Raw genomic sequence first — 25,371 nt, 5'->3', positions numbered from 1 at the left:
GGCAGGGTAAACAATTTGGAAACGAGGTCGCAAAGGAGCAGCACCGCCGCACCCGAAAGAAGGGTGCCCGGCACGAGCACGCGGTGGTCGCCGTTGCGGAACAGCATCCGTGCGACGTGGGGCATAGCAAGACCGATAAAACCTATCGGGCCGCAGAAAGCCGTTACTGTGCCGGCCAGCAGTGTTGTCGAGAGAAACAGCAGTCCGCGCGAGCGGCGGATATTCAGCCCCATAGTTACGGCATATTCCTCTCCGAATAGCAGGAGGTTGAGCGGCTTGATCGTGATTACCGCCAGCAGTAAGCCGGCGATAACCGACGGCACGAGGACAGCGAGCTGTGGCACCGTCACGTCGCCGAGCGACCCCATCGTCCAGACAACGAAGGCTTTCAAGGCCTCCTCTTTGCTTAGGTATTGCAGGATTTGCACTACGGCACCCACACCGGACGAGAACATCATGCCGAGAATCAGGATGACCATGATGTCCTTGATGCGGTGGCCTACAGCAGCGATTACCAGCAGCACAGTCGCAGCTCCCGCCCATGCGGCCGTAGCGATGCCGACCGACGAGCCGACGCCGGCAAGCACCACGAGCGCCACGCCGAGGCTCGCGCCCGAACTGATGCCGAGCACGTAGGGACCTGCCAGCGGGTTGCGGAACAGCGTCTGCATCTGCAAGCCGCTGACCGACAGCGCCGCGCCCGCCAGCAGAGCCACAATTGCCTTTATCAGGCGGATATTCAGGACGATTTTCGCCGTCGCTTGCGGACAGTCGCCGCCCGTCAGTGCCGCCCATACGTCGTCGAGGGGGATGCGCACGGCACCGACGGCCAGATCCAGCAGAAAGAGGCCGACCGTAAATGCGGACAAGGTTGCGAACAATATAGCAGAGCGGGAGCGCATCTATTTCAGTCGTTTGTAATAGACGAAATCCTCCTCCACGAGTTCGGGGTGAAATATCTTGATAAGGTCGCGCAGCACGAGTTCGGGGTGCACGACGCCCGATTCGAAGTAGTCGTTGCCTCCGGCGGCGTTGGTGCGGGCGTTGTTGTTATAGACGTATCCGTTGCGGAAGCAGCGGGTGTCGGCGAACTTCGGGCAGGCGGCTTTCACCTCGCCGAGCGTGCTCGCCATACCCACGTTCAGCCACATATCGGCAGCCGACGCGAGCAGATAGGCTTCCTCCATGTCGATAGGCGTCGAGGCGTTGCCCATGTTCTTCTTGTAGATGTAATCGCCGCCCGCATCCTTAATCAGCCGCACGGCATAGCTTTCGGTCGAGGGCATGAACCACGAATCGCCGTAGGGCATGTTGAGCATCACCGACGGCGCGTCGAGGGTGTTCTCCGCCACCCGCTGTTTCAGTGCATTATAGCGGACGGGGATTTCCGCGAAGACCTTTTCACCCTCCGCACGTTTGCCGACGACCTCCGAGAGTACTACCAGCCACTCGGCTTTGCCCAACGGCGACTCTTCGAGGTAGTCGCCGACGTAGAGGAACGGGATGCCCAACTCGCGGAGCTTCGGCTCCATGCCGCTGGCACCGTTCACGCCGTAGAGCAGCACGAGGTCGGGATAGAGCGACAACAGCAATTCATAGTTGATATTCCCTTCGTAGCCCACGTCGCCGATGCGGTCGCGGCGCGCCTGAATGTCGGGATTGGAGATGTAGTCGATGCCCGATACGCCGACCACGCGGTCGACCTCGCCTATGGCGTCGAGCATGGCGATATGGGTCGAGGACATCGCCACGATACGTTCGGCATCGCCTTCAAGCACCTGTCCGTCGAAGCCCTCGGGAGCGGTTTCGCCGTCGCGGGCGATGAATAACTGCACGGCGATGCCGTCCGCGCTCTGCCACGGATTCGTGACGGTGAGCAGTACGCTTTGTTTGCTGTCGGCCCCCTGAATGTCGAATCCCGAAGCGTATTCGAGCATGTAGACCGGCTTGTCAAAATCTTCGAGCGAAACGCTCTTGCGACCACAGGCCGCGACGACTATCGCGCACAGAGCGACTACCGCCAACTGAATCCATCGTTTCATAGTTCTTTTATTCGTTTTCATTCGGTTCAAAAAAGGGGGAAACGGGGCTGTTCGTCCGTTTCCCCTCGATAGCATGGGCGAAAATCCGATTAAGTCGTTATGGCAAATAACACTCTGCAACTAATCTCTAATCAGTCTTTCGGCTTTCGTCCATACAAAACACCGCAGCGAATAATCTTTTACGAAGAAGGTTTGCAAAGGTTTCCGCGATGAAAAGGGACACTGCCGTTATCTCTATCTCTTTTTACCCCATTTGGGCCGTATATCGAGGAATACCTCGAAATTCATGCGCGGCATGGGACGCGAGAGCACCGATTCGTACTCCTCGTTGAAAAGGTTCTTTACGGCTACCTTGACCGAGAAATCCGACCAATGCAGCGAAAAGAGTTTTTCCAGCGACACGTCGCTCATGTAGTAGGGCAATACGCGCGAGATCTTGCTTTTCATGTCGTTGTCCGAGGTAGTGAAACGCTCGCTGTAATAGCACCACTTGTAAACGAGACGCCACGATCGGTACGACAATCGGCCTGTCGCCGAAGCGGAGTATTCGGGGACATAGACCAGCTGTTTGCCGATCGCCTTGTCGGCCCAGTCCACTGGGTCACCGTTGTTGATCGAGGGTGTCCACGAAAACGAGACGTCTGCGCCCAACTGCCAGTTCTTCGAGAGCCGCACCGTCGCATCGGCTTTCAGTTCGACGCCGTACGCGTGTACCTCCTTGACGTTCTTCGGCGTCCAGAAACCCTTGAACGTCGGCAGCCACACGATCCAGTCGTCGATATACGAGTCGAACCACGTCGCCGAACCGTTGAGCGAATAGATGCCCTCCTTACCCACGGCGAACGAAAATCCGGCGTCGTAGGTAAACCCCTGCTCCTTTTTCAGATCGGGATTGCCGCCCGGCAGGAAGTAGAGGTCGTTAAGCGTCGGAAAGCGATAGTTGCGCGATACGGAGGCTTTGACTACGATGCTGCCGCGTTTCGAGACCACATAGTCGGCGAAAAAGGCCGGAATGACGGGCGACCACTCCTCGCCGTACATCTCTTCGCGCAAGGCCACCGACACTCCCAACCGGTCGGTCGGCATCCACTTGGCCGAGGCATAGGCCGATACTTCAACGCGCCCCTTATCATATCCCACGACCACTTTCTTGTTATTTCCCTGCGCCAACGACTGCGAATTGAGTTCGAGGACATTCTTGTCGCGGCTCTCCACGAAATGCTGGTGCACCGAGACATTCGCCATGAAGAGCCATTTCTTGCCGATGTAATATTCACCCTCAGCCTGTCCGTACAACGTGTTTATCTTGCTGCGCGAGCGGATCATCTCCGCCATCGTGCCGTTGCCTTTGTCCTTCGAGAAATCGTAGCCCTGTCCCGTATGGATATAGCCGGCGCGCAAGCCTACTTTGTAGTTGCCGCGCAGCCGGTCCCACGACAGAATGCCGCGAAAGGTCTGCTCCGTCTGCTCGTTCACGTATTCGTCGTCCGAGCGGTGATCGACCGACAGCATCGGCACGCCGCGCTTCGAGTCGAGGAACCACGCCTGCAATCCGAAGCGGTCGCCGCGGCCGGTATTGTAGTACACCTCCTGCAAGATGTGAAAATCACGGAACGCACCGCATTTGTTGCGTTCGATAGGATAGTAGGTGCCGACGATTTGGTGGTCATCGTCATAGATATTCATCTTCTTGTTGTAGTTCCTGTACTTGAAATCGTTGTCGGAAGATGAATAGACCGCACGGGTCGAGACCTGCCAATGCTTGTCGCCGTAAGTCAGGCGCAAAAATTCGTCGAACGTCTTGAACGACCCGACGCCCTGCACGTATTGCAACCCGAATCCGTCGGCTTCGGCGGGTTGCGTGGAGAGTTTCACGGCACCGCCCAGTCCGCCGCCCGTCTCGTTGACCGACGAGGTGCCGTGCAGCAGCGAGGCGTCGTCGATGAAGTAGGAGGGAATCATCGAAAAGTCGGTCATGCCGAGCATCGGCGAGTTGATGCGCATGCCGTTCCATGTTACCTGCGTATGCGAGGGCGACGTACCGCGGAACGCTACGGTCGAGAGCGTGGCGCGACCGTACTGCTTGACGAAGATCGAGGTATTGAACGTCAGCACGTCGGCCATCGAAAGGGCGATATTCTCTTTCAGCACCGTCGAATCGAGTTTGGTCTGCTGCATACCGATTTCTTTCATCGGCCGCCGCGCCGTAACGTAAACCTCCGGAATCGGCTGGACGAACGACGGATTGTCGTTCCACCAGCCTTTGCCCGATCTTGCGGGCGGTTGCCCGTCGCTCTTCGACTTTTCCTGCGCGAAGCCGGAGAATCCGAGAAGCAAGGCGAATAGGAATGCCGTCAGTTTCTTCATAAGGAAAGTAAAACCGCCTACGGCCCGTAAAGGTCGCAGACGGTTTTCGAAATGGTTATTCTTTCTTGTATTTTCCGTTCTTCATGTCCTGCCATGTCGGACTATAGGAACAATCCTCGTGGACGAACCATGTTTCGTCCGATAATTGTCCGACAACAGGTGCAAAGGCACTGAAATCCGTAACCGAACACCCTTCGATATGTACGGATCCGATCTTTGCGATGACAGGAAGTGCGATTCGTTCCAGAGGGGCGGCCGGTGTCATTCCCGGACCGTTTTGGTGGATCTGGAAAATCCCATCCACCTCTTCGAGTAAAGGCAGTGACAGCTCTTCCAAATACGACATGCCGCCGCCCAGCCCGAGGTCGAGGGTAAAGCCGGCGCCGCCGATCTTCCGCAGTTTAGGAAGATGCAGACCATCGTAGCTTGTAAGCGCGCAGGAGCCGTACAGGGCTTCCTTGTAATACTTATCGTTCGCCCCCGCCTTGTAGTATGCCGGATCGGCGGCCGTACCGATCTCCTCCAATTCAGGCATATCGATAGCTGCGTAAATATTGGTACTGTCGAAGTAAAGTTGGCCGCCGATCTTGCGCAGGACGCGGAAGTCGCACGCCGTTCCGCTATCGTCGCTGACGTTGTCGCTTACGGCCAGATAACCACCTACTTCGATAAGTTTCGGATAACCGATCTTTTCGACATCGTTCAACAGGTTGCCGCCGACCTTTTCGAGCTGGGGCGTAGAGATCGTCGTTTGAGGACCGTTGCTGAACGAAACATCGCCCCGGACACTCTTCAGCGAAGAGAACGAGCAGTCCGTTCCGGGTACATAAACGAGTCCTGCAAGCTCTTCGACGCCATCAACCTTGCCCAACAGTTTGTTGTACCGCAGTTCGAGCGTTACATCCGCCTGCACAGGCAACGTAAGCGTTGCAATAAGATTCATGTTGGTAAGCAGGAGCCGACCACCGCCCGAGAAAGTCGTTTGGGAAAGATTCAGCGGATCGGGCACTTTACTTAAGTTGACAAGCTCGATGCCTTTTACCTTGATTCCGTTCAGAGAAGGTATCTCGCGAAGTTCTGCGAACGCAGAGAGGACGATCGTGCCGTCCACTTCCGACAGAGAGTTCATGTCGATGGTCTTGACGCCCGTATTCATCGCCATGCCGCCGATAGAGGTGGCGTCGGTGTTGGCGATAAGCTGAATGTCGCCGCCCACCTCGGAAAGCACGGGCAACGAAATCGTCTCGAACTCGTATGGAATCGTCGGCAACAGCACAGCTCCGGCCGAAGTCAGCGCTTCGAATTTCACGGCGTTGAGTTTCGCAAAGTTCTTGATGTTGATTTTACCGCCGACAGATGCAAGTGCTTTCATCTCGACAATAGTCATATCGCCGCCTGCCTTCTCCTCGTTCGAGCCCTGCAACTCGAAATCGCTGCCGACTGTCGCCAAAGCGGGCGTCGTTACCGACGTAAGCGCCGCCGAGCGCATGACCAGCGAACCGCCGATTGCCGTCAGTTTCTCGGCTTCGAACCACTGCAATTTGTCGTTGCATATCGTTATGTCGCCCGCAATCTCTTCGAGCGATCGGAGGTTCGCATAGTAGAGTTCGGAAGCGGTAGACGCCGCCTCGGTCGAGCCGATGTGCAGGCCGCCGATCTTCACAACATTTTCCAGACCGTCCAGTGTCGTGCCCTTATAGGTGTCGTTGATGACGATGTCGCCTTCGACCTGCGTGAGTGCCGAAAGCGCCTCGATGTTTGTCACGGAGTTGTCTCCGCTCGCCTCGCCGACGATAAGGTCGCCCTTGATAATCGTCACGCCTTTGTCGGCGAATGCCTTGACCTCGGCATCGGTTTTAAGCACGACATCGCCCTCTTCGCGGATATCGTCTTTTACGACGAGGTATTTGTAGTCGTTTGTCCGACCGTTGTAGGAGGTCACGCGGAACTGACGTTCGGTATTCCAATCGGTGATTTCGGCCGGATCGGGCATGATCGTCGCCGACGGCGTGTACTTGAATTCGGCCGCAGCACCGTCGAGCGATACGTTGTAGGGAACCGTTACGGTAATGTCGTTCCCTTCGATCGCCGCAGCATAGGAGGTTTCGCCGACGGTCAGCACCACCGATGTGATGAAGTTGTCGTCCGCATCTTCAGGAATCGGATTGATCGGATCGTCATCGCTGCAACCGGCCAACATCAGAAAACCGACGGTGACCAACAATAGCATTTTTTTCAAATTCATAATTTTATATAGTTTCTGGTTATTTATTGTTTTCGTTATCGGGCGCAACGGACAAATCCGAGAAAGAGAATACCTCCGTCGAGACCTCTCCGAGCCAGCCGCTCTTGACCTGCACGCCCGTCTGAATCTTGATGAAGTCCACGTATTGGAGATCGACCGGCGTGCCGTCACGATACATGGCATTGGCGATGCGGAAGCCATTGGTCTGGCCGCTGCCGTCTACCACGTCGCCGCCGAGGTTGTCTGTTTCGCTGAAATTGTCGACATACCCCCAGCCATAGGATTGATTATCCCAGTATCCAGTGGTCGGGTCCTGCACATTGTTCGGAGCCAGACGGGTTCCGTAAAGAGTGTAGGTATCCGATTTGATCCAAGCAGGATAGTAATAATCCTGCTGATGGTAAGTAATCAGATAATCGATGCACCCCGATTTGCCCTCCGAATCGGTCCACTGCACGTCCATCTGTTTGCCGGCGGGACGATAATAAGTGACAGCGTAATTCTGAATAGTCCCCTCCTTATCCGTGTCGCTGCCGCGCAGTTCGTACCACTCGTCATCGGGCTCGCCGTTTTTATTGATGTCCTGCATAACCCAAACGATACCCGGTTCCGACGATCCGTCGAAAGCGTTGCCCTGAATCGTGAAGTCGTATTCGCCCTCTGCCGTCGCCCGTTTGGGGATACTATGGTCGAAGCCTACGACGATGTAGCCGCCGAAAGCACCAAGCGACACCCATATCTTCTCTTTCAGACGCCCCTCGGCATAAGCTACAGCTGCCTCCTGCGTCGTCTCCGTGCCGTCGAACCCGCCCGTCTTCATCTCGCCGACGAACTGTCCCGGAGCAGGTGTATATTCCCATACCTTGTTCCACAGCGGAGAACTGTCTCCCGTGGCCGGACGGTAGCGGTCCTCTTGCGCAGCATCGACGCAGGTAACCTTTACCTCGGCCGTGAACGCCGTTTCGGCACGGATAATGTTGCGGGTAAGTTGTTTGGCCTGCTGCTTCGCTTCGCTTACCGTAACCCGGACGATATGCTCTCCCGCTTCAGTCGGTGTGTACCGGAACATGCGCGCTACGGCATCGGGAACCGTCTCGCCGTCCACGCTCCATACAAACTGCGGATTGTCGAAATAGGAGAGCTGCGGTTCGAGGAAGATCGGCGTGCCGATATAAACATAGCGGTCCGTCGATGTCCGGAAGATGGATTGTGTGTGGAAGAAAACTTCGTAAGGGAGTTCGTCCACGACTTCGAGCGTAATCTCTTTCGTCGTCTCGCCGTCGATATTCGAAGCGTGGCAAACAACCGTATAGGTGCCAAGCTCCGCCTCGTTGAACGTATAGGTTACGCTTTCGGACACGACCTCGCCCTCGCGCAGCCATTCGCATCGAAACTCCTCCAAATCGGAGTTCTGAATATCGGGTGTAAAGATGTAGTCCGTGTTTTGCAGTACCTTCAGCCCTTTTGACGGCAGAGCCAGCGAAATGACCGGTGGAGCCATCTCCAACACCACCACTTTCAACTCCTCTTCGGCCTTGCCGTTTTCGTTCTGCACCGTGAACATTACGTACACTTCGGCCGCTTCGCTCCATGTATGGGTCAATGTCGGTTCCGTGGAGAGCAGTTTCCCGTCCAACGTCCACGAGAAAAGGGCGTTTTCTGCATACTGCACCGTTGGGGCGATGGTCAGTTCGCGGCCGACTTTTACCGTATAGATTCCATCCTCGCTGTCGAGAGTGATTTGCGGCGTCATCGGCTGGTCGATTTCGACCTGCCCGTCCTTGTTGCATCCCGCAAGAAAGACCGTAATCAAAAAGAGAGTGTAAAGTTTTTTCATAATCCGATGATTTTTATCTCCAGCAAAAAGCTCCCGGAATGATGCCGACGGTAAAAGTGTCGAGCAACTCGCCCTCGGCCGAATAGCGCAGCACCACGCCGTTCTGCACGTAGTCGATGGCATCGGCGATATAAACGTCGCCGTTTACGGGATTGATAGTCAATCCGTAGTAAAGTGTGTTATGATATTCGAGAAACGGTTTTACCGGCACACGATCGGCTGTCACACCCATGCACCAAACCGAATTGTTGAGCCAGTAGACCTTGTCTTTCGTTCCGTTCAGCTGCACCTCCGAGGGCCAGTCGCCGAACTTGAACTTGAACTGCTTTTCGATTTTGAACGTCTCGGCGTCGATGCGATAGAGCGACGGCGCCTCGTGCCCGTAGGGCGATCCTTCGTAACCGCCGTCGGTAATCGTCCACATCTTATTGTTGCAATCCATTACCAGCGAGGTGGGTTGGATACCCACGACCAGTTCATCGACAACCTCATCAGTTTCAGTGTCGATTTTCAGAATACGGTTCTGGTACGACCAGCAATTTGTAAAGACGTATTTGCCGTATTGCACCATCTGCTCCGTAGAACCCGATTCGTAGTCCATGTCTGTCTCGATGTACCCTGTAATCTGGTAGGTCTTGGGATTGACGATATAGATGCGCGGATCCCATATCTGCGTCACATAGGCTTTTTCGTCCGATAGGAAATGAATGTATCTCGGCGAGGTAAAACCCGTAATACGTCCCACCTCCTTGAACGTATTGGGGTCGATGGCGAAGATGACGCCCGAGTTGTTCACTACAATCCAGCCCAGACCGCCGTGCATGGTCATCGACTGCGCCACGTCGCCTAATTTCTGAGCATTGGCACGGGCGAATACCTCGTTCTCCACCCGTTTCGTTTCGGGATCGTAGTAGGATAACGACGCATTGCCGTACATGAAGTTCCCCTCGTTGGTAATGAACAACCCCTTGCCTGTAACCTCGCTTCCGTCACCGAAATTGCCGTCTATATAAAACGTTTCCTCGTCGATGGGACCATACCCCATACATGAGGTCAATAGGAGTGCGAATAAAAAATAAAATATACGCTTTGTCATGGATCAAACAAGTGGAAATGGAGACGAGCCATCTCCATTTTCACCCCGGTTATTTAATTAGTTTCTAGAAATACGAACGTCGTCAATGCAGACATAAGCCGGCGTGTTCAACCCGTAGGCTCCTGAATCCGAACCCACGAAATCGAACTCGATACGATTTACGGCCTGTTTTTTGATGTTCGTCAGATCGAATAACGTCCACTCGGTAAGACAAACATTGCTTTCGTTCCGATAGTCCGCAAGATAGATTTCGTCCGTCGCCACAGGAGCCGTAGCTCCGGTCTTATAACCGCGAACCACCAGCTTGAACCAACCGTTCTTGCTCGGTAAGCTGCCCTGCGTGAAGCTGTTGCCATTGACGATTACGCCGTATGCGTAAGAAGAGTTGCAGACATACATTCGGTCGAACTTGCGTTCCGCATTGTTTGCCAGCGACATCTGCGCACAAGCGATGAATCCCGAGTAAGTGTCGGTATATCCGTAAACCACGCCGAAATTCGATCCGCTGTGTCCGGCATTTTCATTGGCATTATCTACGGACGCCGTATTGTAAACGCTGCATTGGTTTTGGTAGGAATACCACCAATCGCCCGAATGACCGTCGACGTTGGAGCGGATATTCCAGTTCGAAACGGCAATACCTCCGTTCCAATAATTATACGTACCTCCGTAACCGTCTTCATTCAATCCGTATACGATGTTGAAAAGCCGAGCTGCTCGGTCGGTGTAAGTGGTAAAACGGGTCGGATTCGATCCAGTGTAGCCATCGTATAGATTGGCACCGTAGGAAGTCGGACCGGCAAGCTGATTGGAGGATACATCATCGAAAGTCACTGTAACCCATTCACTTTCCACATTGGCTCGGGTGTCGGGAGCCGCTTCGTCATGCAGAGGTTCTGCGAAAAAATCGTCATCCGCATTGCAAGCGGAGAACGTCACGGCGGCCATTGCTGCAACGGCCATCGCCATCAATCTGAAATTCTTTTTCATAACCTTGTTTATTAAAAAGTTAAACAAAAGGTACGCACACGTCAAATCGTTCCTTGCGATGGATTCGCAACGAACGGGTGCGGACAAGTTATCAAAAAGAAATGTGAGGTATCTGTATGATGAACCTTGTTTCATTTTGATCGAGCGCCAATTACCCGTGGTCGCTGAATCACATTGCTCATCAAGCAGGTCTTCTGACTCGTCCCATTTGTCGCGCCTTCCCAGTTTACACCAGTGGCAAAGAGTGCGACAAACATTTGCGGGGACTTACAGCTGCAGGTACAGCTCGGATTTTCACCGAATTCCCTTTTAATTCCATGCAGGCGGTACGCCTATGGAAACTTGACTGGTACAAAGGTAGCATTTTTATTCTTTCGTTCTACTCTTTTTCTGATTTTTTGTTCAACTTTTTAATAGGTATAATCTATATTTATTTTGTAAGCACTTGTTTTTCATATGTGGAAACGCCGATATGGCTTGTAGTAGAGAATTGCGGCATCATCTAAAACAAACGGAGGTCGCCAGAAAGTGAATTGCGCAACGGCGCAGGGAATGTTCCGTATCATTCAGTCGATCCCGTCGCCGAAAGCGGAGCCATTCAAGCAGTGGATGGCTCAAGTCGCTACCGACCGTCTCGACCAGATGCAGGACCCCGAATTGTCGATTCAGCAGGCGATGGCCGATTATAAGCAATTGGGGTATTCGGACAACTGGATCAATCAGCGATTAAAAGCGATTGAGGTGCGCAAGGACTTGACCGACGCATGGAAAAAGCGCGGAGTGCAGGAGGGGCAGCAGTTCGCTACGCTGACCGACATAATTACCAATACGTGGTCGGGTTTTACCACACGCGAGTACAAGGCGTACAAGGGACTGCATAAAGAGAACTTGCGGACAACATGACCAACACCGAGCTGATTCTCAATATGCTCGCGGAGGCATCTACCAAAGACATAACCGAGGTAACCGAGCCCCGAACGCTGGCGGCACACAAAGCGGTCGCACGGCAAGGTGGCACGATCGCCCGCAATGCCCGACTGGAACTCGAAGCCAGAACAGGCAAAAAGGTGGTTTCGCGTCTCAATGCCAAACAGGTCTTGGCTGCAAAGAACGCCGAACAAATCGAAATGTCAAAAGATGAAAAATAAATCGTTATAGATATTGCGAATAACGCAAAAAGAATTACTTTTGCAATAAGATTAACGAGTTGTTTGAAATCGTGAAAATGAAGTGATCTTACACACTTTACGACTTACTTATCCGTTGCCTTTTTTCACGATGATTTTCTTATATCGCTTGCAGTCAAGCAATTATTCTCCACTGCATTAAAGATACGAATAAGCGAGCGCAAAAGCAAGCTCGCTTGCATTTTGCCGAGCGGAAGTATCTAAAACGAAGTTAAAGACACGAAAAATCGAAGTAAAAACCACGGATAATTGGCAAAACGGGAATAAATGACTACCTTGCGCCGCGAGAAAAACCCCGAAATTCCGGCACGCCCCGAACTCCCAAAACCGCTCCATGAATCCGCAAGCCCCCGACTATCCCCGGCTGAACTTCCCGCCCATACGGCTGCGGGCACGCCAACGCGGCGACACGGTGGAAATATGGGACGCCCTGCGGGGCATCTATCTGGTGCTGACCCCGGAAGAATGGGTACGCCAACATCTGATCGCCTATCTTGTGACAACATGCGGCGTGCAGGCGAAACGCATCGCCGAAGAATATGCTGTGGCACTGAACGGCCAACCTCAACGTGCCGACGTGGTGGTGGCGGGCGACTGCGGCGAACCGCTGCTGCTGGCCGAATGCAAGGCCCCCGAGGTGCCGATTACCGACCGCACGCTGGCGCAGGCCGTACGCTACAACTCGGTACTATGCGCCCGTTGGATCGTTCTGACCAACGGGCTGAAACACTACTGCTGGGAATACACGGAAGGCCGCTACGAACAATGCTCCGATTTCCCGAACCTTGCGGCGAACCCGTGACCGGGCTTACAGATTCCTGAAATTGGTATCGACGTAACGCTGGAACGCCTCTTTGTAATTCTCACCGATGGGAACATACTCTGCATCGGAGAGGAAGACGCGCCCCTTGACATAAGCCTTGATGCAACGCAGATTGACGATGTAAGAACGGTGCACGCGCATGAAAGAGTCGGAAGGGAGCGCCGCTTCCATGTTCTTAAGCCGAAACAAGGTAGTGATCGTACTGCCGTCGGCAAGGTGCATGCGCACATATTCGCCCTCGCTCTCCAGATAAACGATATCGGCAATACGCACCAGCGAGACCTTGTAATCGGCCTTGACCGAGATGAACTCCTTGTCTTTCGGCTCGGCTTCGGAAAGCGGCGCGGCTGCATCGGCCGCATTCCGCTGGTTGTTGCGCAACTCGTAGAGCGAATTGGCCTTGGCGACCGACCGGCTGAAATCGGCGAATCCGAACGGCTTCAACAGATAATCGACAGCATCCAGCTTGAACCCCTCGACGGCATACTCGGAATACGCCGTGGTAAAGATTACCATGGGTCGCTCGGTAAGCGTACGCACGAAGTCGACACCGTTCAGGTCAGGCATGTTGATATCGACGAAGATCAAGTCGATCTGCTGTCCAGCCAACAAGGGCTGCGCCTCGATGGCATTGTTGCACGAAGCGACGAGCTGCAAATAAGGAATCTTGGCGATATAAGCGGCCAGCTGACGCAAAGCCAACGGTTCGTCGTCGATAGCGACACATCTAAGCATGGAGCGTAGGGATTACGAGTTCAACGGTATAGGTGTCGGCCTCTTCGCGGATGTCGAGCGTATACCCGCGCGGCCCGTAAATCAAGCCGAGCCGCTTGCGCACGTTCTCCAATCCGATGCCGGCCTTGTGCGGCTTACCGGAACCGGCATGACGGCTGTTGACGATCTTCCCGGTAACCTTGTCGTCAGCATACCCGATGGTCAGATGGATGAACGACCTGCGATTATAACTTACGCCGTGCTTGAATGCGTTCTCGACGAAGACGATGAACAACAACGGCGGAATGGAGACCTGCTCGGGCAGATCGCGGGGCGAGTCGATGCGGATGTCGATGGCGTCGGTATAGCGGATGCGCATCAATCCGATATAATTCTTCAGGAACTGGATGTCGCGGTTGAGCGAAATCCGCTCGCGGCCCGAATCGTAAAGTACATAACGCATCATCTTCGAAAGCTCGATCACGGCGCTCTTGGCATACTCGGGATCGATGTCGATCAACGCGTGGATGTTGTTGAGCGTATTCATGAAGAAATGCGGGTTGATCTGGTACTTGAGGTAATCCATTTCGGCTTGCAAGTTCTGTTGTTTCAGCTCCTCCATCTGCTGCTCATCACGGATCGACTGGTACATGAGCTTGATCCCCGAATTGGCCCCGGTCATGAAGAGCGCCAACACGACGTTCCAATACATCTCCAGATTGGTAAACGACACGTTGCGCAAGGTATGGGTCGCCTGCTCGACAGGTATCTGCACGACAAGCCGGTCGCCCAAGAGATAGACGGGCGTGAAGACAGCAAGAATGAGCAAAATATTGCTTGCCAGATACATCCAGTACTTGTGCCGCAGCATGAACCGCGGAGCGAGCACCGAATTATGGACGATGAAGATGATCAAGTAAGGCGCCACCTGCCGCCAGGCGATCAACACATTGCCCAGATCGACATGCAACTCGGACATCATCTGCGAATTGAGCACCGGCACCAGAATGATGGCCGACCACACCATGACATAGAGCAGGTTCTCGCCTATGGTTTGCTTGCGTGTGATTTTCATAGAGGCAAAGGTACGAATAAGCGAGGGCAAAAGCAAGCTCGCTTGCTTTTGCCGAGCGGGAGTATCTAAAACAAAGTTAAAGGCACGAAATAAGGCCCGGTTTTCCGCAGTCGCCGCCGCAAAGGGGCTTCCTATTTGTTCAACAATGCCGGATTGTACAGATAACGCTTGATGCTCCGCTTGGGCGTTTTCTCGAACTCGGTGGGATAGAGCACGACTTCGGCGACCTTTTCATAGGCTGCCAGCTGAGCGTTCAGCTCCACCAGGTTGTTCTGCATGATCTGGGGCAGGTCGTTCTTGTCGACGCCTTCGTTCTCGGCCTGCTCGTAATCGGGTACGACCAATGCCTTGAGCCGCCCGCCGCCGGCATCGAGCACGAGCGATTCGAGCACCATATACATGTTGTTGAGTTTGTCCTCGATCTCCTCGGGATAGATGTTCTGCCCGCTGCCGGAAAGGATCATGGTCTTGGAGCGTCCGCGAATATAGATCGTACCGTCGGCATCCATGGTGCCCATGTCGCCGGTGTGGAGCCATCCCTCGGCATCGAGCACCTTCTGCGTGTCCTTGTCGTTCTTGTAGTAACCGGTCATCACATGCTCGCCGCGGACGAGGATTTCGCCGGCCGTATGCTCGGGATCGGCGGAGTCGATCCGCACTTCGAGCAACCCCTTAAGATAGGTGCCGCACGACCCGGCCTTGAACTCGTTGTCGGGCGCAAAGCTGATGAGCGGCGCACACTCGGTCATGCCGTAGCCGATAGTGATCGGAAAACGGATCTTCATCAAGAAAGCCTCGGTCTCCTGGTTCATGGGAGCACCGCCGACGATGAAGATCGAGACGTTGCCGCCGAAAGCATCCATCAACTTCTTGCGGATTACCGAATAGATGGCCGAATTAAGCAAGGGTATCTTCACGGCCAAACTCATCGGGCCCTTTTCGAGCAAGGGCAGCACCTGCTTGCGGTAGACCTTTTCGAGGATCATGGGCACACAGCAGATGATCGTAGGCTTGACCACGGACATGGCCTCGATGAGAATCTTGGGCGAGGGAATTCGCCCCAGCAAAGTGATGTGTCCGCCGACGGCCAGAGGGGCAAGAAAATCGAACGCACAACCGTAAGCATGGGCCAGGGGAAGGAACGAAAGGGTGCGTCCCCCTTTCTGGAAATAGCGCGTCCCGGTCTGCGTGTTGAGCGCATCGCGGGCGAAAACTACGTTGCCCGTGAGGTTGTTCACGGTAAGCATCACACCCTTGGAATAACCGGTCGTGCCGGACGTATAATTCAACAAGATTACCCGATCGTTGGGTACATCGGGATACTTGATGTCGTTGATGCTGAAACCGCGCGGGTATTTCGAACGGTAATTCTTAAGAATATCGCGCTGGAACTTCGTCAGCGACTTGCCGTCGCGCTCGTAGATCGCATGGAAGTCGGTAAGCGAAAAAACGGCTTCGATCTGCTTGATCTGCTCCTCCTCGATGACATCCCAGAAATTATCGCTCAAGAACAGGAGACGGCTCTCGGAGTGGTTGATGATGTGGATGATGTCGGCAGGCGTGAAGTCCTGCAAGATCGGCACGATGACAGCGCCGTAGGTAATCGTGCCGATATAAGTGATGCACCAGCGGGGATTGTTGCGTCCGATCAACGCGATCTTATCGCCTTGCTTGATGCCGGCTTTCTTGAAGAGGAGATGCAACTTGGCGATCTCCTTGGCCATTTCATAATACGAAAACGTTTCGTCCTTGAAATAATCGGTCAGAGCCGCCATTTCACGGTTTTCGCGGAAACTCGCTTCGTAGATTTTCAGTAGATTCTCCTGTAACATAGCGTTGAACTTCTGGCGGACACAAAAACCGAACCGCGAAGTGTCGTTGTCACGGCGCAGTATCCGCGCGTTAAGATTTACTGTCCGGATTCCGGCCTTGGGAACGGGATGCGGCCCCACGGGCGCTCCGCGGCTTCCAAATATAGATTTTCGATTCGGTGCCTTCTTTCAACCGCTTGATGTTCTTTCGGTGGGTAACGATCAACAGAACGGCGATCACGAACGAGAAGACCACGAAAGCGATCGACCCGTTGACCTTGGGCGAAATGAGCGTGAAGACCGGGAAACAACACCCTGCGATCATCGACGCGAGCGACACATAATGCGAAATCATCAGCACCACCAGCCACACGCCGAAGCACAGCAAAGCGGCGGGCGGATAGATGCCGGTAACAGCTCCGACGAGCGTAGCGACTCCCTTGCCGCCGCGGAATCCGGCGAAGACAGGGAAAATATGCCCCAGCACAGCAGCCACGACAGCGCCGATCTTCAGGTTGATGATATCGTTCTGACCGATCAGCGCATCGTACTGCATCAACTCGATGACGGTAACGGCTACGAAGCCCTTCAAGAAATCGAGGGCGAAAACGGGCACCGCGGCCCGACGGCCCAGAACGCGCAGCATGTTGGTAGTGCCGGCATTCTTGCTGCCATGCTCGCGGATGTCGATGCCATAGTATTTTTTGCCTATCCATACAGCACTGGGAATCGACCCCAGGACATAGGCAAGCACGATCATGGTCGTAGCAGTATAAATCGTCAGAATCATAACAACTTCCGGATTAATTTAACGCCTCGGGAGCATATGCTGCGAAAACGAACGGACACAACCGATCGTCCGAAACACGACAACCCGAAGTCGGAGTTCATATGGCAAATATAACAAAAAATTTGAAACAACGGACAATGGGAAAGATAAAAAACAGCTCCCTTGCAGATGCTTGGACGCAGCGCACGGAGAGACCGGACGCCCGGTTGGCGTTGTTCAGCGGGTTCACGTTGCCCGACTCGAAGCGCAAGTAAGCCGCGTTGATGCTGCCTGCCGCGTAGGACGAAGACGCAAAGTAGAGGCCCCACGTGCCGACGTTCGTCAAGGCTCCCGACGACTCGTGGCGGTAGCCCGCGGCAGGAGCGAAAAGCAATCGCTGGAATGAATGGCCCGGAGAAGCCGACGGCGGCAGCCCCGGGACAGACTGGGATGGATAACTAACGGCACCGCAAAACAGAAAACAAACGTCTTTGCACCGAATCGTCGGTGCCGAATGAACCGTTTGCACCGAATTTTCTGCGCTGAACTTTTGCATCAACTTCTTTTTTGCGCCTTACACCGTCAGTGGATTGCTGAATCTACGTACCGCACTGCCGGGAGCCGTGACCCCCGACATTCCGGGTTAACAGAGAGCTGTTTTTTATCGTCGGGGAGCCTGCGCCCTCCCCCGCTTCCACAAGACAGCCGGAAGCGGATGCTTCCGGCTGTCGACGAGGCAACCGTCGGCTACCCCAGATAAGATTTCAACAATTTCGACCGCGAAGAATGCCGCAGACGGCGAATCGCTTTCTCCTTGATCTGTCGCACACGCTCGCGCGTGAGATCGAATTTCTCGCCGATCTCTTCGAGCGTCATTTCGGAGCATCCGATGCCGAAGAAATACTTGATGATATCGCGCTCGCGGTCGGTCAGGGTCTCCAAGGCCCGATCGACTTCGGTCGAGAGCGACTCGTTGATCAAGCCGCGATCGGCATTGGGCGAGTCGGGGTTGACCAGTACATCCAAGAGCGAATTGTCCTCGCCGTCAGCGAACGGAGCGTCGACGGAGACATGACGGCCAGCGACGCGCAGCGTGTCGGTAACCTTCTCCTTGGGCAATTCCAGCTCGTTGGCCAACTCCTCGGGCGACGGCGTACGCTCGTGCTCCTGCTCGAAGCGGGCGAATGCCTTGTTGATCTTGTTGAGCGAACCCACCTGATTGAGCGGCAGGCGCACGATGCGCGACTGCTCGGCCAGCGCCTGGAGAATCGACTGGCGGATCCACCACACGGCATAGGAAATGAACTTGAACCCACGGGTCTCGTCGAACTTCTCGGCGGCCTTGATCAGACCGAGGTTGCCCTCGTTGATCAAGTCGGGCAGACTCAATCCCTGGTTCTGGTATTGTTTAGCGACGGAGACGACGAAGCGCAGGTTGGCCTTGGTAAGCTTTTCGAGCGCTTCCTGGTCTCCTTTCTTGATCCGTTGGGCGAGTTCCACCTCCTCTTCGACTGTAATAAGCTCCTCCTTGCCGATCTCCTGGAGGTACTTGTCCAGCGAAGCGCTTTCGCGGTTAGTGATGGATTTTGTAATTTTTAACTGACGCATGTTCTATACTATAAATAATTTCTTCGTTTCATACGACCCGCCCCGGAGCACGGCTACTCTACCAGCACGTAACTTGCCGCACGTCCGTCGGGATAGATACCGTCGATCGAACGCACCTTCTGAGTCAGGCGGCGCATGTCTGCAAGCGAAAAGACCGCCCTGTCGTTGATGTGCGTAATGACGAATCCCTGCTTCACGCGCGCCCGGGCCAGAATGCCGCCGGGTTGTACGCCCACGACCTGCACGCCGCCCTGAATCTCCAGCTGCCGGCAGAGCTTGGCGCCCGCATCCTGCAACTTGCCGCCCAGCGTTTCGACGACGTCGACATCTTCGCGGGTCAAGAGTTCGGGTTTATCTGCTTTATTACGCAAAACGACCTCGAAATGTTTCACTTTCCCGTCTCTTTTTACCGAAAGGGCCACCTTGTCGTTGGGACGGCGCCGCGCAATCTGCTCCTGGAGCGTAGCCGACGAACCGAGACGCACGCCGTCAATATCCAAAATGACGTCGCCCTTGCGGATGCCCGCCTCGGAAGCAGCGCCGCCCTCGGTCACACCGGCCACGTAGACGCCGCCGACCTCCTTGATGCCCAACTGCTTGCCCTCATCGCTATCGATGAAATCCTGATCGACAGGCCGGAACATCACACCCAGCATGGCGCGCTGCACGAGACCGTACTCCTTGAGGTCGACGACCACTTTGCGGACGATGGCTTCGGGCACAGCGAACGAATAACCTACATAACTACCGGTCTGCGACTTGATCAGCGTATTGATGCCCACCAGCTCGCCATGGGTGTTGACCAGCGCGCCTCCCGAATTGCCGGGATTGACCGCGGCGTCGGTCTGGATGAACGACTCGATGCTGAAATCGTTGGGAATGGCGCCCAGGTTCCGCGCCTTGGCGCTGACGATGCCGGCCGTAATGGTCGATTGAAGGTCGAACGGCGAACCGATGGCCAGCACCCACTCTCCCAGCCGCAAAGCGTCGGACGATCCGAAGGCCAGCGTTGGCAGATTCCCGGCGTCGATCTTCAACAAAGCGATGTCGGTGGCCGAATCCTTGCCGATCAACTCGGCGTCGAAAGCGCGTCCGTCGTTGAGCTTCACGCGCAACTTGGTGGCACCGTCGACCACATGGTTATTGGTTACCACATAGCCGTCCTCCGAAATGATGACGCCCGAACCGCCGGCCCGGCGCTCCTGATAGCGCGGTTCGTTGCCGCCGCGGGGCTGCATCTGGGGAATACCGAAAAATTCGAGAAACGGATCGTAACCCGATTGTCCGCGCCGGGGCACCTCGACCTGCTGCACAGCCTCGATATTGACCACGGCCTTCACGGCGTTCTCCGCCGCATAAGTCAGGTCAGGATATTGTCCCGCCTCGTAGGCAGTAAACTGCGCGCCGAGGGCGGGCGTACGCTCCACCTCACGCTCGATGTATTCCACACGCGAACCGCCGTCGGCGACCGCCCAGGCCGAGACGCCGCCGGCCACGGCCGAAGCGGCGAGGATTCCCAAAAACAAAAATGCCTTTTTCATAATCGAACTATTTTAAAATGATTCGGAGGCTGTTTTTACCATAGGCTTCATTCAATTTTGCAGGACAAACGGCAATAAGCGAGGAAATAGTATGCAAGGAAACAGAATTCGGAACCCGCCCCGGAATTCCAGCGCCCGGCGAACGCACAAGAATTGCCCCTGCCGCATTGCGTGCGGCAGGGGCAACGTTGCTATGCAAAACATTGCGCTTTCTCGGTCTTACAAACCGAACTCTTTGCGGATGCACTCGACCGCATCGAGCTTCTCCCAACCGAAGAACTCGATTTCGCGCTCGACTTCGCGGCCGTTCTCCCAAATCTTCACTTTTTTGCAGTAAGGCCTATTACCGAAGTGACCGTAAGACGCAGTAGCCTCGAAGATGGGGTGCTTCAACCCGAAACGCTTGACGATGGCGGCAGGACGCAGATCGAACAACTTGCCGATCCGGCGCGCGATCTCGCCATCGGTCATGCCCTCCAACGCCTTGGGCCGGGCCGAGCGGTAGGTATCGACATAGATCGAAAGCGGCTCGGCGATGCCGATGGCATAGGAGAGTTCGACCAGCACCTCGTCGGCAACGCCCGCAGCCACCAAGTTTTTGGCGATGTGACGCGCCGCATAAGCGGCCGAACGGTCGACCTTGGAAGAATCCTTGCCCGAAAAAGCACCGCCGCCGTGAGCGCCGCGCCCGCCATAAGTGTCGACGATGATCTTGCGGCCGGTAAGTCCCGTATCGCCGTGCGGGCCGCCGATGACGAACTTGCCGGTGGGATTGACATGCAGAATGTAATCGTCGCCGATCAACTCGGCGAGCTTGTCGCCGGCCCGCTCCAGACGGGCCTTGACGCGGGGAATGAGAATCGTGCGCACGTCGTTGCGGATGCGCTCCTGCATCTGCCGCTCGGCTTCGGCTTCGCTCACGCCGTTTCCGGCCGCTATGAATTCATCGTGCTGCGTCGAAACGACGATGGTATGTACACGCAGGGGACGCCCGGTTCGCTCGTCGTACTCGATCGTGACCTGCGACTTGGAATCGGGACGCAGGTAGGTCATCATTTCGCCGGCACGGCGGATGTCGGCCAGCTCCTTGAGGATGACGTGCGAAAGAATCAACGTAGCGGGCATCATCTCGCGCGTCTCGTTGCAGGCGTAACCGAACATGATGCCTTGGTCGCCGGCCCCCTGCTCCTCCTCGGTAGCACGCACGACGCCCTGGTTGATGTCGGACGACTGCTCGTGGATGGCCGAGAGAATGCCGCACGAATTGCAATCGAACTGATACTCGCTCTTGGTGTAACCGATCCGCCCGATGACGCCGCGGGCTACGCCCTGCACATCGACATAGGCCTCGGAACGCACCTCGCCGGCGACGACCACCAGACCGGTGGTGCACAACGTCTCGCAAGCGACCTTGGAATTGGAATCGTGACGCAGAAACTCGTCGAGAATGGCGTCGGAAATCTGATCCGCCACCTTATCGGGGTGCCCTTCGGACACCGACTCCGATGTAAACAAAAAACCCATCGTATACGTTTTTTTAAAGTTCGCAATCATTCGCCCCCGACCCGGCGGACAACCGCCGCAGGCTCCGGAACGGAAAAACGAACCCGGTTAATGTATAAAATGGGAAAAATTGGCTGTTGGAAATAAAAAACATGCTGGTTTAGCAATTTTTTATTGTGGTTTGCAAGCAGTCAAATCTTTCCACATCTCCCGCGCCGATCAGCGGCGGGAGGGCAAAGGTAAAAAGAAATATCAAAATATGAAAATCAAAATTGCCCTCGATCGGAATTTCTTATATCGGAACGGGCCGCGCGCGGGAACGGCATGTCCCAGAAATCGCCCGCCCCCGAAAAGAGGTGCGGAAGGAGCGGCAAGGTATTTGCCGAAGCCCCCCACTCGAAGGGCCTCGGAAGCCTTCTCAAGGCCTTTTTTCAAATCGTCCGCAAAAAAGTTGCGATATTTTTTGCAAAATAAGAATTTATCCCTACCTTTGCATCCGCAATCCTAATGATTGATGCCTCTCTAGCTCAGTTGGTAGAGCACGACACTCTTAATGTTGGGGTCCAGGGTTCGAGCCCCTGGGGGGGTACGAAGCGGAAAACTCAAGTTTTCCGCTTTTTTCATATACTTTCCGCCATGATATGCCGGCACCCGGAATCATCCGGCGCGGCTTTTCGAGCCGCACGGGCCGCACTCTTCCCAGACAAAAACTCGCAAGCGCGCGCCGCAGACTGGGAGTATTTACGGATAAAATATTTTTCACTCCGTGCAACGCCTCCGAAAGGGAAAAGCTGCGTATCTTTGCACAATACAAAAGCACCGCCGTCCATTTTGCACCAGAACGCTGCATCATTGGCCGGAGCGGCCGCAAAGAGATCCGAACTCCGAAAAAGACAACCGCCCATGCACCCCGAAGAAACTCCCCGAACGACATCCCTGCCGGCCGCTCCGGAAACGCCGGCAAGGCAAATTCCGGATCGAACCGCCGGCAGCAAACCGACGACCCTGGCGGCCGAAATCGCCCGCAGCAACGAAAAACTGCTGCCGTTGTTCATCCCCTGCTACCTGCTGGTGCTGGGTGTCATCGCACTGCTCGACATCGACCTGATCGACCCGGCGCTTCTGGAGAGCGCCAACTGGAAACAGAACACGATCTGGTGCATGCTGCTGCTCTTCGGACTGCTGCCGCCGCACCTGCGCGGGCAAAAAATCGTCTGGATGGGCATCGGCTACATGCTGGCGTTCTTCGTACTTGGCGGCGCCAACATCTACGGCACCGTGCGGCTGATTTTGGCGGCATTCAAGACGGTGCTGCCGATGATGATTCTTTTCCAAGGCATCCGCCTATGGGCCGCAACCCGGAAACACGGCCGCTGGGCGCTCCTGCTGCCGCTCGCCGCACTGGTATTCGCAGGACTGCTCTATCCGATCGAGGATCAGAACATCGTACAGAGCGGCTGGAAATCGCTGCTGAACTGGTCGACGGAGAACTACCGCGACGACAACGGATTCCACACCTATGTAGGAATCATCGGCATTCTCGCCGGTCTGGCCGAAGCCGCGATCGTGGCGAGCCACCTCTGCCGCAAAAAACAATAATAATCCCCCTTTTTGTACTTTCAATATCGTATTCCAACTCTTTTCCACCAAAATTTGCAGACACAATACCCCGGAAGCGTTGCCAAAGCGAAATCATCTTGTACCTTTTTTGCATTGTCGCCTCAGCGACGAACATGTTGGACGAAAGTGTTTCGCTCACACCTGTATTAGAAATCTGGTAAATTTCAAAGGAAGCAGGGAGAAAGCAATAACGCTCATCATCTGTTTTTGTATGGCACGCCGTCATACGATACAGGTGTGGGGTATTGTTTCTGTTTATTTGCTTCCGGGTTTACCAGAACCTCTAATACGAATAGACGAACCGGCTCCACACTTTCTTCATTTTATAAATTCGCATCGCAGGAGCCGGGGATGCGCCCAAATCATTCAAAAAGTCATATGAAAAGATTCATCTTTTCGATGCTCGCCATGGCAGCAATCGCATTCGTCGGCTGCGACAAAGAGGAAGAGACCTCCGTTACCGGCACATTGATCGGCACATGGGAAATGACCAAATTATGGTCGCAGTCCGAGGGTTGGGACACGGAATTCGGCGCCCAATGGGGTTATGTTCTGACCGTACGATTCTACGAAAACGGCAGCGCCGTAGCGACCCAGATCGACAGCTCCGGAACGCAGACTCAACGCACCACTTATCAAATGACCGCCGGCACGCTCCGCATCACGCTGCCGAACGGACAAACGAATATCGCTGTGATCGAATCGCTCACTGCGACAGAACTGATTCTTGCATACGGCGACACCAAAGAATACTACAAACGAATCGGCTGACACCTCTCGCATTTCCCGATTTTATCAGAGAACAAGTAAAAAAACGAAACGCCTCCCTTACCGGGAGGCGTTTTTCGCAACAAGTGGGCCCAGAGGGGCATGATCCCACGACCTTCGGATTATGAGTCCGCTGCTCTGACCGACTGAGCTATGGGCCCCTGCCGACGACCGACTGCGGATCGTCTGCGGCGCGACAAAGATACGAAAACAATCCGGATTGCGCAAATGTTCCCCCTGCGGAGGGCAAAATGAACCAGGAAGTCATGCAGCGGCACGGCCTTCTCTTCCGGAGTGTTGCACGAATAGCGATATTTTTGCATTCCAACGAAAGATTTGCACGCGGCGAATTGTTAATTCCCGATTTTTTATTACCTTTGTGGCGCTTAAGCACAAACTAAAAACAAAAACGACAAATGAAAAAGGGTATTCATCCGGAGAATTATCGTTTGGTGGCGTTCAAGGACATGTCCAACGACCACGTGTTTTTGTGTCGGTCCGCCGTTTCGACAAAAGAGACCATCGAAGTGAACGGCGAAACCTATCCCGTGTATAAGATGGAAATTTCCAACACGTCGCACCCGTTCTACACGGGCAAGATGAAGTTGGTTGACACCGCCGGTCGCGTCGATAAGTTTATGAGCCGCTACGCAAAACGCTACGACAAGAAAGGCGCGAAATAACGAATTCCGCTTTCTGAACGAACGGGTCGCCAATGCGACCCGTTTCTTTTTACCTGCAAACACAGAGCCCCCCCCTGAATCGGCCGATCATCCAGCAGCTTCATCATTTCCATATTCCTTTTTGATCCGGTCGAGCGAGCGGCCGCCAATGCCGATGCTATCGTCGGGCAATTCTTTGATCGAAACCATAAAAAACTGCTTGGGGATTCCGGTCGTTTCGACAGCCGCTTCGGTAAGCTGTTCGATCAAATTCTGTTTCTGCACAGCGGTTAAAGTACCGCATTCAATGGAGATATAGGGCATAACGATTCTAATTGAATATTTCTTCAAATATAACAAATAATTCCCGTCTCCAGCACAAATTATAAAGTAATGCGGCAAAACAAATGGCCCATATTCAAAGAGGCGTACAATTGCGGAAATGCGCCCAAAGTCAAACCGCCTTGCCTTATTGCCAATCAGTATAGATTGTGCATTGTCCGCAAAACAATCTACGACGACATTAACCGACATACCGAAAACTAAAACTCCGATCAAGCAGCCCCATTATCCCTATCCGGCGGTCTATTCGTGAATTCCATATGCCCCAAGCCAACTTATTGCCGCCCCCACGAATGCCCCCCCGGCTTAAGATTTAGCCGACCAAGTCTTCCTTACTGAAGACGCGGGTATCGTCGCCTTGCTGGAAGGCA

19 protein-coding genes, 2 tRNA genes, 1 pseudogene and 1 riboswitch are annotated in these 25,371 nt (G+C 54.5%); of the genes and pseudogenes, 6 read left to right on the top strand and 16 right to left on the bottom strand.

Annotation, left to right across the window (positions count from 1 at the left end; translation table 11 throughout):
- From QZ298_RS08540 to QZ298_RS08510, 7 genes are all read right to left on the bottom strand, one after another.
- Window positions 1-902 (bottom strand): iron ABC transporter permease (locus QZ298_RS08540; RefSeq protein ID WP_296008085.1); only part of this gene is annotated, 902 nt, incomplete at its 3' end.
- Window positions 903-2,042 carry an ABC transporter substrate-binding protein gene (locus QZ298_RS08535; protein WP_296008083.1) on the bottom strand — a complete coding sequence of 380 codons (1,140 nt, stop codon included), beginning with the start codon at window positions 2,040-2,042 and terminating at the stop codon, window positions 903-905.
- A gap of 234 nt (window positions 2,043-2,276) precedes the next feature.
- Entirely contained in the window at window positions 2,277-4,409 is a 2,133-nt protein-coding gene (locus tag QZ298_RS08530; RefSeq protein WP_296008080.1) for a TonB-dependent receptor, read from the bottom strand.
- A gap of 55 nt (window positions 4,410-4,464) precedes the next feature.
- The gene (locus QZ298_RS08525; protein WP_296008077.1) at window positions 4,465-6,654 is read right to left on the bottom strand and encodes a hypothetical protein; all 2,190 of its coding nucleotides are present in this window, start codon (window positions 6,652-6,654) and stop codon (window positions 4,465-4,467) included.
- A 19-nt stretch (window positions 6,655-6,673) separates the two neighbouring features.
- Entirely contained in the window at window positions 6,674-8,407 is a 1,734-nt protein-coding gene (locus QZ298_RS08520; protein WP_363323882.1) for a PKD-like domain-containing protein, read from the bottom strand.
- 97 nt (window positions 8,408-8,504) lie between these two features.
- Complete coding sequence (locus tag QZ298_RS08515) at window positions 8,505-9,587, bottom strand: DUF5074 domain-containing protein (protein ID WP_353848133.1); 1,083 nt, start codon at window positions 9,585-9,587, stop codon at window positions 8,505-8,507.
- A gap of 57 nt (window positions 9,588-9,644) precedes the next feature.
- Window positions 9,645-10,577, bottom strand: a complete 933-nt coding sequence (locus QZ298_RS08510; RefSeq protein ID WP_160656669.1) for a DUF4465 domain-containing protein — start codon at window positions 10,575-10,577, stop codon at window positions 9,645-9,647.
- Window positions 10,578-10,743: 166 nt separating this feature from the next.
- A riboswitch (cobalamin riboswitch) is annotated at window positions 10,744-10,938 on the bottom strand.
- 191 nt (window positions 10,939-11,129) lie between these two features.
- On the opposite strand from QZ298_RS08510, the pseudogene QZ298_RS08505 reads away from it, so the two are divergent.
- Both QZ298_RS08505 and QZ298_RS08500 read left to right on the top strand, forming a co-directional pair.
- Window positions 11,130-11,725 (top strand): annotated as a pseudogene (locus QZ298_RS08505) (hypothetical protein); the annotation flags it as partial.
- 373 nt (window positions 11,726-12,098) lie between these two features.
- A complete protein-coding gene (locus tag QZ298_RS08500; protein WP_296008072.1) occupies window positions 12,099-12,566 on the top strand; it encodes a type I restriction enzyme HsdR N-terminal domain-containing protein in 468 nt (155 codons plus the stop codon).
- Window positions 12,567-12,572: 6 nt separating this feature from the next.
- On the opposite strand, the gene QZ298_RS08495 is transcribed toward QZ298_RS08500, so the two are convergent.
- From QZ298_RS08495 to metK, 7 genes are all read right to left on the bottom strand, one after another.
- A complete protein-coding gene (locus QZ298_RS08495) occupies window positions 12,573-13,322 on the bottom strand; it encodes a LytTR family DNA-binding domain-containing protein (protein WP_296008070.1) in 750 nt (249 codons plus the stop codon).
- Window positions 13,315-14,376, bottom strand: a complete 1,062-nt coding sequence (locus QZ298_RS08490; RefSeq protein WP_296008066.1) for a sensor histidine kinase — start codon at window positions 14,374-14,376, stop codon at window positions 13,315-13,317. Before QZ298_RS08490 ends, QZ298_RS08495 begins: the two co-directional genes overlap by 8 nt.
- Before the next feature lie 131 nt (window positions 14,377-14,507).
- Window positions 14,508-16,208: an AMP-binding protein gene (locus QZ298_RS08485; protein ID WP_296008064.1), complete on the bottom strand. Its 1,701-nt coding sequence runs from the start codon at window positions 16,206-16,208 to the stop codon at window positions 14,508-14,510.
- Window positions 16,209-16,278: 70 nt separating this feature from the next.
- On the bottom strand, window positions 16,279-16,977 hold the full coding sequence (gene plsY, locus QZ298_RS08480) for a glycerol-3-phosphate 1-O-acyltransferase PlsY (protein WP_296008061.1): 699 nt from the start codon (window positions 16,975-16,977) through the stop codon (window positions 16,279-16,281).
- Between the two features lie 726 nt (window positions 16,978-17,703).
- Window positions 17,704-18,564 (bottom strand): RNA polymerase sigma factor RpoD/SigA, encoded by an 861-nt coding sequence (locus tag QZ298_RS08475; RefSeq protein ID WP_296008058.1) that lies wholly within the window; start codon window positions 18,562-18,564, stop codon window positions 17,704-17,706.
- Window positions 18,565-18,617: 53 nt separating this feature from the next.
- Window positions 18,618-20,105, bottom strand: a complete 1,488-nt coding sequence (locus tag QZ298_RS08470; RefSeq protein WP_296008055.1) for a Do family serine endopeptidase — start codon at window positions 20,103-20,105, stop codon at window positions 18,618-18,620.
- Between the two features lie 219 nt (window positions 20,106-20,324).
- Window positions 20,325-21,629 (bottom strand): methionine adenosyltransferase, encoded by a 1,305-nt coding sequence (metK, locus tag QZ298_RS08465; protein ID WP_296008052.1) that lies wholly within the window; start codon window positions 21,627-21,629, stop codon window positions 20,325-20,327.
- 495 nt (window positions 21,630-22,124) lie between these two features.
- Between metK and QZ298_RS08460 the strand changes: the two genes are divergently transcribed.
- The 3 genes from QZ298_RS08460 to QZ298_RS08450 all read left to right on the top strand — a co-directional run bounded on the left by QZ298_RS08460 (window position 22,125) and on the right by QZ298_RS08450 (window position 23,999).
- Window positions 22,125-22,197: transfer RNA gene (locus tag QZ298_RS08460), tRNA-Lys, on the top strand.
- Between the two features lie 314 nt (window positions 22,198-22,511).
- Window positions 22,512-23,207, top strand: a complete 696-nt coding sequence (locus QZ298_RS08455; RefSeq protein WP_296008049.1) for a hypothetical protein — start codon at window positions 22,512-22,514, stop codon at window positions 23,205-23,207.
- A 399-nt stretch (window positions 23,208-23,606) separates the two neighbouring features.
- Window positions 23,607-23,999 (top strand): hypothetical protein, encoded by a 393-nt coding sequence (locus tag QZ298_RS08450; RefSeq protein ID WP_296008046.1) that lies wholly within the window; start codon window positions 23,607-23,609, stop codon window positions 23,997-23,999.
- A gap of 84 nt (window positions 24,000-24,083) precedes the next feature.
- On the opposite strand, the gene QZ298_RS08445 is transcribed toward QZ298_RS08450, so the two are convergent.
- Window positions 24,084-24,157: transfer RNA gene (locus tag QZ298_RS08445), tRNA-Ile, on the bottom strand.
- 255 nt (window positions 24,158-24,412) lie between these two features.
- Between QZ298_RS08445 and QZ298_RS08440 the strand changes: the two genes are divergently transcribed.
- Complete coding sequence (locus QZ298_RS08440; RefSeq protein ID WP_009596455.1) at window positions 24,413-24,679, top strand: type B 50S ribosomal protein L31; 267 nt, start codon at window positions 24,413-24,415, stop codon at window positions 24,677-24,679.
- Window positions 24,680-24,766: 87 nt separating this feature from the next.
- On the opposite strand, the gene dmpI is transcribed toward QZ298_RS08440, so the two are convergent.
- On the bottom strand, window positions 24,767-24,982 hold the full coding sequence (gene dmpI / locus QZ298_RS08435; RefSeq protein WP_296008088.1) for a 4-oxalocrotonate tautomerase DmpI: 216 nt from the start codon (window positions 24,980-24,982) through the stop codon (window positions 24,767-24,769).
- Window positions 24,983-25,371: the final 389 nt, after the last annotated feature.

Origin of the sequence: uncultured Alistipes sp. (assembly GCF_910580175.1) — a bacterium.
Classification (GTDB): Bacteria; Bacteroidota; Bacteroidia; order Bacteroidales; family Rikenellaceae; genus Alistipes.
The sequence above is the reverse complement of the archived record's forward strand: the minus strand, read 5'-3'. Positions and strand labels throughout refer to the sequence as shown.

Bases quoted from the DNA above. Each gene is read 5' to 3' on its own strand.
- QZ298_RS08490 (WP_296008066.1), bottom strand. From the start codon at position 14,376: ATGAAAATCACACGCAAGCAAACCATAGGCGAGAACCTGCTCTATGTC.
- QZ298_RS08520 (WP_363323882.1), bottom strand. From the start codon at position 8,407: ATGACGCCGCAAATCACTCTCGACAGCGAGGATGGAATCTATACGGTA.
- plsY (WP_296008061.1), bottom strand. From the start codon at position 16,977: ATGATTCTGACGATTTATACTGCTACGACCATGATCGTGCTTGCCTAT.
- QZ298_RS08510 (WP_160656669.1), bottom strand. From the start codon at position 10,577: ATGAAAAAGAATTTCAGATTGATGGCGATGGCCGTTGCAGCAATGGCC.
- QZ298_RS08525 (WP_296008077.1), bottom strand. From the start codon at position 6,654: ATGAATTTGAAAAAAATGCTATTGTTGGTCACCGTCGGTTTTCTGATG.
- QZ298_RS08495 (WP_296008070.1), bottom strand. From the start codon at position 13,322: ATGCTTAGATGTGTCGCTATCGACGACGAACCGTTGGCTTTGCGTCAG.
- QZ298_RS08470 (WP_296008055.1), bottom strand. From the start codon at position 20,105: ATGAAAAAGGCATTTTTGTTTTTGGGAATCCTCGCCGCTTCGGCCGTG.
- dmpI (WP_296008088.1), bottom strand. From the start codon at position 24,982: ATGCCCTATATCTCCATTGAATGCGGTACTTTAACCGCTGTGCAGAAA.
- QZ298_RS08530 (WP_296008080.1), bottom strand. From the start codon at position 4,409: ATGAAGAAACTGACGGCATTCCTATTCGCCTTGCTTCTCGGATTCTCC.
- QZ298_RS08485 (WP_296008064.1), bottom strand. From the start codon at position 16,208: ATGTTACAGGAGAATCTACTGAAAATCTACGAAGCGAGTTTCCGCGAA.
- QZ298_RS08475 (WP_296008058.1), bottom strand. From the start codon at position 18,564: ATGCGTCAGTTAAAAATTACAAAATCCATCACTAACCGCGAAAGCGCT.
- QZ298_RS08455 (WP_296008049.1), top strand. From the start codon at position 22,512: ATGCACCCCGAAGAAACTCCCCGAACGACATCCCTGCCGGCCGCTCCG.
- QZ298_RS08500 (WP_296008072.1), top strand. From the start codon at position 12,099: ATGAATCCGCAAGCCCCCGACTATCCCCGGCTGAACTTCCCGCCCATA.
- QZ298_RS08440 (WP_009596455.1), top strand. From the start codon at position 24,413: ATGAAAAAGGGTATTCATCCGGAGAATTATCGTTTGGTGGCGTTCAAG.
- QZ298_RS08515 (WP_353848133.1), bottom strand. From the start codon at position 9,587: ATGACAAAGCGTATATTTTATTTTTTATTCGCACTCCTATTGACCTCA.
- metK (WP_296008052.1), bottom strand. From the start codon at position 21,629: ATGGGTTTTTTGTTTACATCGGAGTCGGTGTCCGAAGGGCACCCCGAT.
- QZ298_RS08450 (WP_296008046.1), top strand. From the start codon at position 23,607: ATGAAAAGATTCATCTTTTCGATGCTCGCCATGGCAGCAATCGCATTC.
- QZ298_RS08535 (WP_296008083.1), bottom strand. From the start codon at position 2,042: ATGAAACGATGGATTCAGTTGGCGGTAGTCGCTCTGTGCGCGATAGTC.